This window comes from Sphingomonas sp. T1 (assembly GCF_902506585.1).
GTDB lineage: Bacteria > Pseudomonadota > Alphaproteobacteria > Sphingomonadales > Sphingomonadaceae > Sphingomonas > Sphingomonas aerolata.
The window spans coordinates 3,520,286-3,534,646 of record NZ_LR733875.1 but is presented as its reverse complement, the minus strand read 5'-3'; the positions used below and the strand labels follow the sequence as shown (position 1 = coordinate 3,534,646).

15 protein-coding genes are annotated in these 14,361 nt (G+C 66.9%); 13 read left to right on the top strand and 2 right to left on the bottom strand.

Annotated elements, in window-relative coordinates; genetic code table 11:
* Positions 1 to 150 precede the first annotated feature (150 nt).
* From rplU to GV027_RS16195, 3 genes are all read left to right on the top strand, one after another.
* The gene (gene rplU, locus GV027_RS16205; RefSeq protein ID WP_031393729.1) at positions 151 to 495 is read left to right on the top strand and encodes a 50S ribosomal protein L21; all 345 of its coding nucleotides are present in this window, start codon (positions 151 to 153) and stop codon (positions 493 to 495) included.
* 13 nt (positions 496 to 508) lie between these two features.
* Positions 509 to 799: a 50S ribosomal protein L27 gene (gene rpmA, locus GV027_RS16200; RefSeq protein WP_031393730.1), complete on the top strand. Its 291-nt coding sequence runs from the start codon at positions 509 to 511 to the stop codon at positions 797 to 799.
* A 175-nt stretch (positions 800 to 974) separates the two neighbouring features.
* On the top strand, positions 975 to 1,526 hold the full coding sequence (locus GV027_RS16195) for a GNAT family N-acetyltransferase (protein ID WP_167396665.1): 552 nt from the start codon (positions 975 to 977) through the stop codon (positions 1,524 to 1,526).
* A gap of 202 nt (positions 1,527 to 1,728) precedes the next feature.
* Here GV027_RS16195 and GV027_RS16190 read toward each other — a convergent pair whose 3' ends face one another.
* Positions 1,729 to 2,628, bottom strand: coding sequence for a metal-dependent hydrolase (locus GV027_RS16190; RefSeq protein WP_159512467.1), 900 nt, complete (start codon positions 2,626 to 2,628; stop codon positions 1,729 to 1,731).
* A gap of 33 nt (positions 2,629 to 2,661) precedes the next feature.
* On the opposite strand from GV027_RS16190, the gene GV027_RS16185 reads away from it, so the two are divergent.
* The 10 genes from GV027_RS16185 to GV027_RS16140 all read left to right on the top strand — a co-directional run bounded on the left by GV027_RS16185 (position 2,662) and on the right by GV027_RS16140 (position 13,938).
* On the top strand, positions 2,662 to 3,261 hold the full coding sequence (locus GV027_RS16185) for a TetR/AcrR family transcriptional regulator (protein WP_159512466.1): 600 nt from the start codon (positions 2,662 to 2,664) through the stop codon (positions 3,259 to 3,261).
* Between the two features lie 66 nt (positions 3,262 to 3,327).
* Entirely contained in the window at positions 3,328 to 4,374 is a 1,047-nt protein-coding gene (obgE, locus tag GV027_RS16180; RefSeq protein ID WP_107929587.1) for a GTPase ObgE, read from the top strand.
* Between the two features lie 187 nt (positions 4,375 to 4,561).
* Positions 4,562 to 5,662: a glutamate 5-kinase gene (proB, locus tag GV027_RS16175; RefSeq protein WP_159512465.1), complete on the top strand. Its 1,101-nt coding sequence runs from the start codon at positions 4,562 to 4,564 to the stop codon at positions 5,660 to 5,662.
* A gap of 34 nt (positions 5,663 to 5,696) precedes the next feature.
* The gene (locus GV027_RS16170) at positions 5,697 to 6,596 is read left to right on the top strand and encodes an NAD-dependent epimerase/dehydratase family protein (RefSeq protein ID WP_159512464.1); all 900 of its coding nucleotides are present in this window, start codon (positions 5,697 to 5,699) and stop codon (positions 6,594 to 6,596) included.
* 58 nt (positions 6,597 to 6,654) lie between these two features.
* Entirely contained in the window at positions 6,655 to 6,900 is a 246-nt protein-coding gene (locus GV027_RS16165; RefSeq protein ID WP_031394130.1) for an acyl carrier protein, read from the top strand.
* A 135-nt stretch (positions 6,901 to 7,035) separates the two neighbouring features.
* A complete protein-coding gene (spt, locus tag GV027_RS16160) occupies positions 7,036 to 8,298 on the top strand; it encodes a serine palmitoyltransferase (protein ID WP_159512463.1) in 1,263 nt (420 codons plus the stop codon).
* 124 nt (positions 8,299 to 8,422) lie between these two features.
* Positions 8,423 to 10,312 (top strand): ATP-binding protein, encoded by a 1,890-nt coding sequence (locus GV027_RS16155; RefSeq protein ID WP_159512973.1) that lies wholly within the window; start codon positions 8,423 to 8,425, stop codon positions 10,310 to 10,312.
* Between the two features lie 115 nt (positions 10,313 to 10,427).
* Entirely contained in the window at positions 10,428 to 11,621 is a 1,194-nt protein-coding gene (lptF, locus tag GV027_RS16150; RefSeq protein WP_031394134.1) for an LPS export ABC transporter permease LptF, read from the top strand.
* Positions 11,618 to 12,715 (top strand): LPS export ABC transporter permease LptG, encoded by a 1,098-nt coding sequence (gene lptG, locus GV027_RS16145; RefSeq protein WP_031394135.1) that lies wholly within the window; start codon positions 11,618 to 11,620, stop codon positions 12,713 to 12,715. Before lptF ends, lptG begins: the two co-directional genes overlap by 4 nt.
* A 68-nt stretch (positions 12,716 to 12,783) precedes the next feature.
* Complete coding sequence (locus tag GV027_RS16140) at positions 12,784 to 13,938, top strand: N-acetyltransferase (RefSeq protein WP_159512462.1); 1,155 nt, start codon at positions 12,784 to 12,786, stop codon at positions 13,936 to 13,938.
* A gap of 22 nt (positions 13,939 to 13,960) precedes the next feature.
* Here GV027_RS16140 and GV027_RS16135 read toward each other — a convergent pair whose 3' ends face one another.
* A complete protein-coding gene (locus GV027_RS16135) occupies positions 13,961 to 14,353 on the bottom strand; it encodes a response regulator (RefSeq protein ID WP_031394137.1) in 393 nt (130 codons plus the stop codon).
* Positions 14,354 to 14,361: the final 8 nt, after the last annotated feature.

The window sequence follows — 14,361 nt, the reverse complement described above, 5'->3', positions numbered from 1 at the left end:
TGACGCGGTTCATGCCAGGGCCTGCGATGTTTTAACCCCCCGCAATGGCCCTTCTTGGTTGACATCGTCACGCCCCTCGCTTAGCTCCCCGGCTTCTCCCGGCGGACCCTGCGTTCGTGGGGCACATGTATTTGGAAAGTGACAAGGGCCATGTTCGCAGTCGTGCGCACGGGCGGCAAGCAGTATCGCGTCGCCGCCGGAGATAAGATCGTCGTCGAGAAGATCGAGGGCGATGCAGGTGCGTCGGTGACGCTGGGTGATGTGCTGTTGGCGGGCGAAGGCTCGGAACTGCGCTCGGTCGAGGGTTTCACCGTCGCTGCAGAGATCATCGCTCAGGCGAAGGCGGACAAGGTCATCGTCTTCAAGAAGCGTCGTCGTCACAACTATCGTCGCAAGAACGGCCATCGCCAGCAGCACACGATCCTGAAGATCGTGTCCGTCGGCGGCCAGACCGCCAAGCAGACCGAGGCTGACGCCCCGGCCGCTCAGGCATAAGGAGTAGCTTCAGATGGCACATAAGAAAGCAGGCGGCTCTTCGCGCAACGGTCGCGATTCAGCCGGTCGTCGTCTCGGCGTGAAGAAGTTCGGTGGCCAGGCATGCGTTGCCGGCAACATCCTCGTGCGCCAGCGCGGGACCAAGTTCTATCCGGGCACCAATGTCGGCATCGGCACGGACCACACGCTGTTCGCGCTGGTCGATGGCCGCGTCGTGTTCAGCCAGGGCAAACTTGGTCGCAAGTTCTGCTCGGTCGAGCTGGCAGCGAATGATGCCGCCGACATGGCAGTTGCAGCCGAATAACATCGGGTAACCATCCGGGTTGCCCACCAGGGTGACCCGGGTCGCGAAAGCGAACCTGAACAAGGGAGACGGGTCACCCCGGCTCCCTTTTTTATTGCTCCCTCCCCTTGGCTGTCGCCGTCCCGTCATCCTGACGTGGCATGCGCGCAGCCGACGACGCGAGAGGAAGAGAGCAATGTTCGCGCGCACGAAGAGACTGACCTTGCGGCCCGGCTGGCCCGAGGATGCGCCTGCGCTGACGCAGGCGATCGGGCACGAAGCCGTGATCGCCAAGCTGACGCGGGCACCCTGGCCCTATTCACTCGGCGACGCGGCGGCCTTTCTGGCGCAGCCGCGCGGCGAGCATCAGCCGCGCTTCCTGATCGATGCGCTCGACCCCGGCGCGCCGCGACTGGTTGGCGGCATCGATATCCATACATCGCCGGACGGGTATGGCCATGAGCTCGGCTATTGGGTGACGCCCGATGCCTGGGGACGCGGCTATGCGACCGAGGCGGGCGAGGCGGTGATCGCGATCGCACGCCATGCGCTCGGGCTCCGGCGGCTCGAGGCGTTCCATTTCGTCGATAATCCCGCGTCCGGTCGCGTGCTGGCCAAGCTCGGCTTCCGGCCGACCGGGCGGGTCGAGCCTCGGGCGTCGCGCGGGCGTGGCGGCGAGGCTCAGGCCGTGCTGTTCGAGCTGGTGCTCGATGAGGACCGATGTGCACCGATGCCGATGGCGGCGTGATTCGCGCATCCCGGCCTTGAAATTGCACCACCCCGGCGAAGGTCGGGGCCCAGTTGGGGGACGTCGCTGACTGCGGTCATCGCGTTGTTACTACGACCTTTCCAACTGGGCCCCGGCCTCCGCCGGGGTGGAATGCCTGGCGACGTATTCGCCCCACATACTTTGCGGGAGAATCCGGGAGAGGAAAGGCCGCAACCGTAACTCAGGCTGTGGCCACCGCCCGCTTCTCGACCGGCAGCACCGCCGCCTCATAATCGCTTTCGGCCAGCGCGATGAGCGCGCGGTCGTCGTGTTTCCAGGGATGGAAGCCGGGCAGGAAATAGGCCGCCCAGACGCCCGCGATCTTGCGCGCCATCCCCGGATTGCCGAACGCATACCATGCCATCCGCGCCCAGATCCGCGGGCCCGTGAGCCCGTCCTGCCGCAGCAATTCGGTCATGCCGCGCGCCCGCCCCGTGAAGAAGCGCCACGTGGTGATCAGCATCACCAGCGACTTGACCCGCCAGCGGGTAAACCGCGGCCAGTCGCGGGTCGCATGCAGCCAGGTGTCATAGGCGACGCCCTTATGCTCGATCTCCTCGGCGGCGTGCCATTGCCACAGCGCCGCGGCCTGCTGGTCGCCGCCGGCGAGGTGCCGGGGGTTCGCGATCAATTCATGCGCGAGCATCGCGGTGAAATGCTCGAGCGCGGTCGTCGCGGCGAGGCTCGCGATCGGCGGGCGCCCCTTGGTCAGTGCCAGCGCGGCGTCGACATCGGCGATCAGCGGCGCGACGTCATACCCCTGGTCGGTGACGTGCCGGTTGAACGCGACATGTTCGCGGGTGTGGATCACCTCCTGCTTGATGAACGCGTTGATCTCGGCGGTCAGCTTGGGCGGCGTGCCGTCGCGGAACCGGCGAACGCTGTCGACGAAATAGCCCTCGCCCTTGGGGAAGGTGACCGACAAGGCGTTGTAAAAGGCCGTCGCGATCGGATCGTCGTTCAGCCACCACCGGCGAATCGGCGAGCCCCGGCCAAATCGACGATCGCGCGGCGTGATCGTCAGATCGACGGGTGTGGTTGCTTTCGCCACGGAAACCTCCAAAAAGAGACAGATTGTCATTACTGACACAGTTGTAAGTAGGTTTTTCATTTCGTGACGTCAACACCCCGCAAGCGCCTCTCCCCGACCGAATCGCGTGATGCCGCCGTCGAGGCGGCGCGCGCGCTGCTGGTTGAAAGCGGTCCCGGCGCGGTCACGTTGAAGGCGGTTGCAGGCCGGATCGGGCGGACGCACGCCAATCTGCTCCACCATTTCGGCTCGGCCGAGGCGCTGCAGACCGCACTGATCACGCGGATGGCGGCGGACATCGTCGGCACGATCGGCGCCGCAGTGCTGCGCGTGCGCGCGGGCGAGCTGGATCCGCGCGAAGTGGTCGAGATGACGTTCGACGCATTCGGCAAGGGCGGCGCGGGCGCGCTGGCGAGCTGGATGATCCTGTCGGGCAACACCGACGCGCTCGACCCGATTCTCACCGCGATCCACGATCTGGTCGACGAACTTGCCGAGGGCGACATGCCCGGCGACCAGCCGATCCAAGACCAGACGCTGACGCTGGTCCTGATGGCGCTGGGCGACGCGTTGATGGGCGCGCCGATGGCCCGCGCGCTCGGCCTTCCCGCGACCAGGGCGCGCGAACTCGCGCTCGACGCGCTGCTCGCGAGCAAGGACGCTGCCACCTGCCCGTCGGCCTGAGCAACGCCGACCAGGGCCCGAGTCGCAGAGGCTGGCGATTTTCGCCAATTTCGCTATGGGGCGGCGATGCATTTTCTAGACCAAGCCAAGATCTACGTACGTTCGGGTGAGGGCGGCCCCGGTGCCGTCAGCTTCCGCCGCGAGAAATTCATCGAATATGGCGGCCCCGATGGCGGCAATGGCGGCAAGGGCGGCGACATCGTGTTCGAATGCATCGCCGGCCTGAACACGCTGATCGACTTTCGCTACACACAGCATTTCCGTGCCCCGCGCGGCTCGGGCGGCTCGGGCTCGAACCGCACCGGCGCGGGCGGCGAGGACCTCGTGATCCGCGTCCCGCTCGGCACGCAGGTGCTGTCGGAGGACAAGGAAGAGGTGCTGATCGACTTCACGCAAGTCGGCCAGCGCGAAGTGCTGTTCCGCGGCGGCGATGGCGGCCGTGGCAACGCCAGCTACAAGACGTCGACCAACCGCGCCCCGCGCCAGCACGGCACCGGCTGGCCGTTCGGCGAGGCCTGGGTCTGGCTGCGACTGAAGCTGCTCGCCGATGCGGGTCTCGTCGGCCTGCCGAATGCGGGCAAGTCGACCTTCATCAACCAGGTCACGAACGCGCAGGCCAAGGTCGGCGAATATGCCTTCACCACCACCCGGCCGCAGCTGGGCGTGGTTCGCCACAAGCAGCGCGAATTCGTCGTCGCGGACATTCCCGGGCTGATCCAGGGTGCGGCCGAGGGCGCAGGCATCGGCGACCGGTTCCTCGGACATATCGAACGCTGCCGCGTGCTGCTGCATCTGGTCGATGCGAACGACGCGGATGTCGGCGAATCCTACCGGATCGTCCGCGACGAGCTGGCCAATTACGGCGAGGGCCTCACCGACAAGAAGGTGATCGTCGCGCTGAACAAGACCGACATGCTCGACGCCGAGCTGATCGCGGCGCTGTCGGCCGAACTGGCCGAGGCCAGCGGTGCCGAGGTGATGGCGATGTCCGGCGCGAGTGGTGCCGGCGTGGAGGCGGTGCTCGACAAGCTGATCGGCGAGATCGGCCCGGCACCGGGTGCGCCGAAGGAACTGGCGGAGGGCGAAGAGCCGGTCGCATGGTCGCCGCTGTAGCGTCCAAAACCGCTCCGTAGCTCGATCATGTACGCCATCGTCATTCCCGCGCAGGCGGGGATCCATAGCCTCAGGGGTATGCGATTCGGTGGTGAGGCCAGCCAATATGGGTTCCCGCCTCCGCGGGAATGACGATAGGGTGTTGCAGGCTATGACGACCTACGGGGAGGACCTACGGGGTCGACCAATGATGTTTCCGCCGTCCTCCTGTCCGCGGCTGATCGTGAAGATCGGTTCGGCACTGCTCGTTGGTCCCGACGGCAGCGTCCGGCGCGACTGGCTCGCCGGGCTCGTCGCCGACATCGCCGCGCGCACCAGTGCAGGGCAGCAGGTCGCGATCGTGTCGTCCGGGGCGATCGCGCTCGGCGCGCGGCGACTTGGCCTCGCCAAGGGCGGCCGCGCGAGTCTCGAGGATGCGCAGGCGGCAGCCGCCACCGGGCAGATCGCGCTGAGCCAGGTCTGGGCCGAGCTGCTCGCCGCGCAGGGGCTGAACGCAGCGCAGATGCTGGTGACGCTCGACGATCTCGAGGACCGCCGCCGCTATCTCAACGCCGCCGCGACGCTCAACAGGCTACTGTCGCTCGGGGTCGTGCCGGTGATCAACGAGAATGACAGCGTCGCGACCGCCGAAATCCGTTTCGGCGACAATGACCGGCTCGCAGCGCGGGTCGCGCAGGCCGCGGGAGCGCAGGGGGTTATCCTGCTGTCCGACGTCGACGGACTCTATACCGCCAATCCGCATGTCGACCCGGCCGCCACCCACATCGCCGATGTCCCGCGAATCGACGCGGTCGCCGGGATGGCGGACGACGGGTCGGGGTCCGGAATGGGATCGGGCGGCATGGCATCCAAGATCGCCGCCGCGCGAATCGCCACGGCGGCGGGCATTCCGCTCGTGATCGCCTCGGGCCGGATCGACCATCCGCTCTCCACCCCTGCCCGCCACACGATCTTCAGCGCAGAGCGCACCGCGTCTGCGCGGAAAGCCTGGCTGGCGGGCGGGCTGACCGCGAAAGGCACGATCCATGTCGACGCCGGCGCCGCCGCCGCGCTCGGCCAGGGGCGCAGCCTGCTGGCCGCGGGTGCGACGGGGCTCGACGGGGGCTTCGTGCGTGGCGATCTGGTGACGATCGAGGGGCCGGCCGGCATCGTTGCGCGCGGTCTCGCCGAATATGACGCGGCGGACACCGCGCGTCTGCTCGGCCGCCATAGCGACGATCATGCCGCGATCCTCGGCTATGCGCCGCGCTCGGCGCTCGTCCATCGCAATCATCTGGCACTCGTATGACTGCCGCGCAAACGTCGATCTGGAGCGAGCCGTCATGATCCTGGCCATCACCGGCGGCACCGGGTTCGTCGGCAGCCACCTGATCGATCACGCGCTGGAGACGGGGCACACGATCCGCGCGCTCGCCCGCAAGCCCCAGGCCAAGCGCATCGGCGTGACCTGGATCGAAGGCGCGCTCGATCGGCCGAAGAGCCTGGCGACGCTGGTCGAGGGCGCGGACGTGGTGATCCACGTCGCCGGCGTGGTCAACGCCGCCGATCGCGCGGGCTTTGCCGAGGGCAATATCGCCGGCACCCAGGCGATCGTCGACGCGACGCGGTCGGCGGGGATCCGCCGCTTCGTCCAGGTCTCGTCGCTGGCGGCGCGCGCGCCGGCGCTCTCCAACTATGGCTGGTCGAAGGCCGAGGCGGAGACGTGCGTTGCTGGGTCGGGGCTCGACTGGACGATCGTCCGCCCGCCGGCGATCTTCGGCCCGCGCGATCACGACCTGCTCGACGTGTTCAAGGCGGCGCGATCGGGATATGTGCCGATGCCCCCTGCCGGCACGCGCGTCTCCTTGCTCTATGTCGAGGACCTGACCGCGCTGCTCCTCGCGCTGGCGGAGATCCCGGTCGCGCCGGCGATCATGGAACCCGATGACGGCACGCCCAAGGGCTGGGACAATCGTGACTTCGCGCGCGCGATCGGCGTCGCGGTCGGCAAATCGGTGAGGCCGCTGTCGATGCCGCGCGTGGTCCTGTCGCTGGCGTCGGCCGCCGACCGTCTCGTCCGGCGCGGCAAGGCCAAGCTGACGCGCGACCGGGTCCGCTATTTCTGCCATCCCGACTGGGTCTCGCACACGCCGCCGCCGGCTACGCTCTGGACGCCCTCGGTCCCGACGCCGCAGGCACTGGCGCAAACCGCGGCGTGGTATCGCGCGGCGGGGCTGCTATAGCGCCGAAAAGCCGCCGCAATTCGCTGTCAGGATTGCGTCGACACCCGGAAGGAAGAGCATGAGCGACCGTCAGCAGATCTACGACACCGTCACCGCGCAGATCGAGCCGTTCAACAAGAAGGGCGTCGCGCTGAGCGATGCGACCACCTTCCAGGGCGATCTCGAATGGGACAGCCTGACCGTCATGGATTTCGTCGCCGCGATCGAGGATGAATTCGACATCATCATCACGATGAACATGCAGGCCGAGATCGAAACCGTCGGCCAGCTGGTCGATGCCGTCGCCAAACTGAAGGCCGCCTGAGCCAATGCTCGCCCCTGCCCCTCGCCCATAACCTCCGTTCGTGCTGAGCGTAGTCGAAGCACATGAGACACAGGCCCTTCGACTTCGCTCAGGGCGAACGGCAAGGGGCGATACCGTCCTGATCTGGAACCGAACATGACCGAAGCCGCCACCACCGCCCACGCCCTCCCCGTCGATCCCCCCGAGGTCGCGCCCGAACGCGACCTGATGAGCAAGTTCGACGGGCTGATCGCCGAACGCGAGGCGCTGGTGAAGTCCGGCGTGCGCAATCCGTTCACGATCGTGATGGACGAGGTCAAGTCGCCGACCCAGGCGGTGATCCGCGGCAAGGACACGATCCTGCTCGGCACCTACAACTATATGGGCATGACGTTCGACCCCGACGTCATCCAGGCGGGCAAGGACGCGCTCGAGAAATTCGGGTCGGGCACCAATGGCAGCCGGATGCTCAACGGCACGTTCCACGACCATATCGACGTCGAGCAGGCACTGCGCGACTTTTACGACATGAGCGGCGCGATCGTGTTCTCGACCGGCTACATGGCCAATCTCGGGATCATCTCGACGCTTGCGGGCAAGGGTGAGTACGTCATCCTCGACGCGGACAGCCATGCGTCGATCTATGACGGCTGCAAGCAGGGCAATGCCGAGATCGTCCGCTTCCGCCACAATGACGTCGCCGATCTGGACAAGCGGCTCGGTCGCCTGCCGAAGGAGGCCGGCAAGCTGGTGGTGCTCGAAGGCGTCTATTCGATGCTCGGCGACATCGCCCCGCTGAAGGAAATGGTCGCGGTCGCCAAGAAGCATAATTGCATGGTGCTGGTCGACGAGGCGCATTCGATGGGCTTTTTCGGCCCTAATGGCCGCGGCGTGTACGAGGAGATGGGGCTGACCGACCAGGTCGATTTCGTCGTCGGCACCTTCTCGAAATCGGTGGGCACCGTCGGCGGGTTCGTCGTGTCGAACCACCCGAAGTTCGAGATGGTCCGTTTCGCCTGCCGCCCGTACATCTTCACCGCCTCGCTTCCCCCCTCGGTCGTCGCCACCGCCGCGACGTCGATCCGCAAGCTCATGACCGCGCACGACAAGCGCGCGCAGCTCTGGAAGAACGCGCGCGCGATGCATGCGGGCCTCAAGGCGATGGGCTTCAAGCTCGGCACCGAGACGTCGGATTCGGCGATCATCGCGATCATCCTGACCGACCAGGAACAGGCGATCGCGATCTGGCAGTCGCTGCTCGAGGGCGGGCTGTACGTGAACATGGCGCGCCCGCCGGCGACGCCTGCGGGCACGTTCCTGCTGCGCTGTTCGCTGTGCGCCGAACATACCGACGCGCAGGTCGAGACGATCCTGGGCATGTTCCGCGACGCGGGTCGCGCCGTCGGCGTGATCGGCTAGCAGCCGGCCGCTGTCATTGCGTCGGGAGCAATACGCACGCTATCGTCGCGGGGTGACGCAGGACGAGGCCGACGCGGCAGCCCTTGGGGGCGGTGCGACCTGGCGGACCATCACGCTCATCGTGATGGCGCTGCTGGGCGCCGCCGTTCTGGTCGGGCTCATCGCCACGCTGAGCAGCGCGAACCGCCAGCGCGACAGCGCGTTGCGGCTGCAGGCGCACAGCTATGACGTGATGATCCTCGCTCGCACGCTGTCGAGCACGATCGCCCGGTCCGAAGCGTCGCTCGGCCGCTATGTGATCAGCGGCGACCGGCAACTGGGCCGGCTCTATTTCGAGGAATGGGTCCTGGCCGGGACGCAGCTCAACCGGCTCGAGCGGCTGACCTACGACAATGGCGAACAGCGCGGGCACATCGCCGAACTGCGCCAGGCCTATGAAGACCGCGGCCGCGAGCTGTCGATGACCGCGCTCAGCACCAATTACGGCAAGAATTCGCAGGCGTTCGCGCGCTATTACCAAGGCCGCAACGCCCCTACGCTCATCGCGATCAACCGCACGCTCGACCGGCTCATCGCGCGCGAGCGGGCGCTGCTCGACAACCGGACGTCGCGGGCGATGGCCTCGGTCGAACGCTCGAGCTCGATCGCGGGCGTGCTGGCGGTGTTCGGGATGCTGATCGTGCTGGGCGCGATCGGGCTGGGCTGGTTCACGATCCGCGCGGTCAGCGACCGGGCGGTGGCGCAGGCGGACGCGGACATGGAGCGCAGCCGTGCCGAGGAACTGTCCGCCGCGGTCGAACAGGCGACCGCCGAGCTGCGCGTGCAGGACGCCAAGCTGCGCCAGGTCCAGAAGATGGACGCGGTCGGCCGCTTGACCGGGGGTATTGCGCATGATTTCAACAACATGCTTGCCGTCATTCTGGGCGGCCTGGAACTGGCGCTGCGCAACATCGCGCGCGATCCGCCGACCGCGCGGCGGCACATCGAGAGCGCGACCGACGGCGCCACCCGCGCCGCCGCGCTGACCCGCCGGCTGCTCGCCTTCAGCCGCGAGGATTCGCTAAAGCCCGAGACGATGGGGGTTGCAGGGCTGGTCGAGGGCATGTCCGACCTGCTCGATCGGACGCTCGGCGATGCGATCACGCTGCACGTGGTCGACGCCTCCGAGGGCTGGCGGGTCCGCGCGGATCGCGTCCAGCTCGAAAATGCGGTGCTCAACCTTGCGGTCAACGCGCGCGACGCGATGAACGGCCGCGGCACGATGATCGTGACCACCGGCGCGGCGGTGCTGGCTGCGGGCGCGATCGGCGACTGCCCGGCGGGCGACTTCGCCACCATCACGGTCGCCGACGATGGCAGCGGCATGTCACCGGACGTCGCCGAGCGCGTGTTCGAGCCGTTCTTCACCACCAAGGAAACCGGCAAGGGCACCGGCCTTGGCCTCAGCCAGATCTTCGGCCTCGTCCGGCAACTGGGCGGCGAGATCGCGATCGCCAGCGTAGTCGGCGAAGGGACGACGGTGACGCTCTATCTGCCCCGCGACACCAGCGATCCCGCGATCGAGCCGCAACCCGTCCTGCCGTTTGCGGACCTGCCAGAGCCGGTGCAGCCAGTCGCGCCGACGGGGCTGAACGTGCTGGTGGTCGAGGATGATCCCCGCGTGCTCGCCGCGACGATCGGTGCGCTCGAGGAGCTTGGCCATCATCCGGTCGCCTGTGACGACCCGACCCATGCGGCGGCGATGCTCGCGCGTCACGGCGCGATCGACCTGATCATTTCCGACGTGCTGATGCCGCGGCAGACGGGGCCTGAGATGATCGCGGCATTGCGGCCGCTGTTCCCCGACATCGCGATCCTGTTCGTCACGGGCTTTGCGGGTGAAGCCGCGACGAGCGAATTCGGTGAGCATGAGGTGTTGCGCAAACCCTTCACGCTGAGCGGCCTGGAACGCGCGGTCGCGGCGGCGATGGGCACCGACCGCCCTACCCCGCCCCGCCAGATGGCGGCCGAATAGACCGTGACAGGCCCGCCCCGTCCGCCCTATATCCCTGACCCTATATCCCGCGCGAAAAGCTGATATAGACCCGCCCCACGCCTCGCGTTCGAGGCGCTCGCAGAGCCCCCGCTTCATGAAATCCATCGATCGCTACATGGCCCGGCTGATCGCGGTCCCGCTCTTTTCGACGCTGATCATCGCGGCGATGCTGCTCGTGCTCGACCGGATGCGCCGGCTGTTCGATTTCGTCGCGACCGAGGGCGGACCGATCAGCGTCGTCTGGCGGATGCTCGCCAATCTGCTGCCCGAATATCTCGGCCTCGGGATTCCGATCGGGTTGCTGCTCGGCATCCTGCTCGCGTTCCGCAAGCTCGCGACGACGTCGGAACTCGACGTCCTGCGCAGCGTCGGGATGAGCTATACGCGGCTGCTGCGGGTGCCCTATATGTTCGCCATCGTGCTGGCGATCGCGAACCTGCTGATCGTCGGCTATCTCCAGCCGATCGCCCGCTATTATTACGAGGGGCTCCGCTTCGAGCTGCGGACCGGCGCGCTCGGCGCGTCGATCAAGGTCGGCGAGTTCACGCATCTGGGCGACCGGATGACGCTGCGGATCGAGCAGAGCCGCGACAAGGGGCGCGAGCTGTCGGGCATCTTCGTCCATGCGCAGACGCCGAAGAACGACTGGATCGGCGTCACCGCCGAAAAGGGACGCTTCCTCGCGACCGACGATCCCAACGTCATCATCTTTCGTCTCGCCAATGGGACGCTGATCCACGAACGGCCCGAGTTCAAGACGCCGCGCGTGCTGACCTTCAGCAGCCATGACCTGCCGATCAACCTGCCCAAGTTCGAGAGCTTCCGCGTCCGCGGCGGGCGCAACCTGGAATTCACGCTGCCCGAACTCGCGCGTGCAGGGCATGAGGCGGCGACGCCCGAGCTCCGCGATGCGAGCCGGTCCGAATTCCACTTCCGTCTGGCAGAGGTGGCGATGATGTTCCTGCTGCCCATGCTCGCGGTCGCGCTCGGCGTGCCGGCGAAACGGTCGACGTCCGGTCTCGGCGTCTTCCTGTCGATCGTGATGATCGTCACCTATCACAAAGTGAACCAATATGCGGCGGACGTCGGCGAGCTTGGCCGGATCGACCCGCTGATCGCGCTCTGGGTGCCGTTCACGGTGTTCGCAGGGCTGATCCTGTGGATGTACTACACCATCGCCTATGTCCCCGGCGGCGAGCCGATCGGTGCGCTCGAGCGCGGCGTCGGCCGGATCGGCAAGGCGATCACCAGCCGGCTGCCCGGGCGCCGCAAAGAGAAGACGGCATGAGCAGGATCACGATCTTTCCGTCGCGCACGGTCGCGGTCTATATGGGCCGGCTGTTCATGACGCGGACGTTCAGCATCCTTGCCGCGCTGGTGCTCGTGCTCCAGGCGCTCGACCTGCTGAGCGAATCGGGCAACATCCTTGCGCAAGCGGGGAATGGCGACGCGCAGGTCTGGCAATATGTCAGCCTGCGCGCACCGCAGATCATCGCCTTCGCGCTACCGTTCTCGGTGCTGCTCGGCACCATCCTGACGCTGATCACGATGAATCAGAACAGCGAGATCATCGCACTCAAGGCGTCGGGGCTGTCCGCGCATCAGGTGCTCGCCCCGCTGCTGATCGCCAGCCTGGTTGTCGCGATCGTCAGCTTCAGCTTCAACGACCGCGTCGTATCGCGCGCCACCGCCACCCTGTCGCAGTGGCAGAAGGTCAATTACGGCGCGATGCCGATCGACCGCGGCGACCGTGCCAATGTCTGGGTCCGCGACGGCGACGACCTGATCCAGGTGAACCAGACGCGCGGCAAGGGCGCGGGCACGCGGCTCGGCGGGGTGACGCTCTACGATCGCGCCGGCGGCAGCCTCGTCTCGATTATCCGCGCCCCCAATGGCAAGCGCGTCGCCGGGGGCTGGGAGATCGGCCCCGCAACGCGGTTCGACGTCGCCAGTGGCACGCTGACCACGCTCGGCTCGGTGGTCGTCGGGCGCGATGTCCGGCCCGACCAGTTCACGCTCGCGAGCGTCGACGCCGACAGCCTGTCCTTCGGCGCGCTGAAGGCTGCGATCGGCGATTTGGCCGATGCGGGGCGCCCGACCAAGGCACTCGAGGGATCGCTCTGGCACAAGCTGTCGGGACCGCTCTCCTCGGTGCTGATGCCGCTGCTCGGCGCGGTCGCGGCGTTCGGCATCGCCCGGTCGGGCAAGCTGTTCGTCCGCGCGGTGATCGGCATGGGGCTGGGCTTTGCCTATTTCGTCGCGGACAATTTCGCGCTCGCGATGGGCAATCTTGGCGCCTATCCGCCGTTCCTCGCCGCCTGGGCGCCCTTCCTCCTGTTCTTCCTGATCGGCGAGGCTGTCCTGTTCCGGACCGAGGAATAGCCGCTGTACGAACTGCGTGATCGTCGATATCCGCAGCGGCTGACGACGCAGCGCTGAGGGGCGAGCCAATGGCCGGTACGATAACGATCCGCAAGGTCGAGACGAAGCGTGATCGCAAGGTCTTTGTCGACGTGCCCTTCGGCCTCTATCGCGACGATCCGCACTGGGTCCCGCCGCTCAAGACCGAGGCTCTCGGGCTGATCACGCCCGAGAAGAATGGCTGGTTCAGCCATGCCAAGGCGCAGCTGTTCCTCGCCGAGGCGAATGGCCGGGTCGTCGGTCGCATCTCGGCGCATATCGACACGCTCGCGCTCACCATGCCCGCCGAACAGGGCTTTGGCCCCGGCGTCGGCCAATGGGGGCTGATGGAGGCGGAGAGCGAGCCGGTGTTCCAGGCTTTGCTCGCCGCGGCCGAGGATTGGCTGCGCGCGCAGGGCATGGCGCGGATGCTCGGCCCGATCAGCATGTCGATCTGGGAGGAGCCCGGGCTCCTCGTCGAAGGCTATGATCACGCGCCGACGATCATGATGGGGCATGCGCGTCCCGAATATCGCGACTGGGTCGAGCGGTCGGGCCAGGTCCCCGTCAAGCGGCTGATGACCTATGAGGTCGACGTCACGCGGCAGTTCCCGCCGATCGTCCAGCGGATCATCAAGTCGGGCGAGAAGAACCCGCGGATCGTCATCCGCGAGGTCGACAAGTCGCGGTTCGAGGACGAGGCCGCGATCATCCTCGCCATCCTCAACGATGCCTGGTCGAGCAACTGGGGGTTCGTGCCCCTGACGCCGCCCGAGATCAAGGATGTCGGGGTCAAGCTCAAGCCGATCGTCTTCAACGACCTGATCCGGATCGCCGAGGTCGACGGCAAGCCCGTCGCGTTCATGATCACGCTGCCCGACCTGAACGAGGCGATCAAGCCGCTGCGCGGGTCGCTCCTGCCGTTCGGCTGGGCCAAGCTGTTGCTGTGGCTGCGCAAACCAAAGGTAAAAACAGTCCGCGTCCCGCTGATGGGCGTCGTCCGGGAGCTGCAGTCGTCGCGCATGGCAAGCCAGCTCGCCTTCATGATGATCGAATATATCCGGCGTTCCGCTTCGCAGGATTACGGCGCGACCCGCGCCGAGATCGGCTGGATCCTCGACGACAATCAGGGGATGCGCTCGATCGCCGAGACGATCGAGAGCCGCATGAACAAGGTCTATCAGGTCTACGAAAAGACGCTCTAGCGGCCGTATGACCGGCCTGTGATCAGCCGATCAGCCCGTCGCCCTGTGCCTCACGTGCGAGGATCCGGCCGATCGCGTCGAACAGCGAATCCATCGCGACCGGCTTGAAAATCACGTCGTCGGCGCCCGCGGAAAGGCAGCGCTGGCGAAGGTCGGGGGCGACGTCCGCGGTCACAACGATGATCGGGACCATGCCCTTGGCGTCGGACCGCGCGCGAATGTGGCGGATCGCGGTGATCCCGTCCATGCCCGGCATGCGCAGGTCGACCAGCACCATCTCGAAATCCTGCTCGTCGAGGATTTCGAGGCCACGCTCGGCGCTTTCCGCCTCGACCATCGTCGCGCCGGCCACGTCGAGCATGTCGCCCACCACGCGGCGGTTCATCCGATCGTCCTCGATGAACAATATGTTCAACATATCCT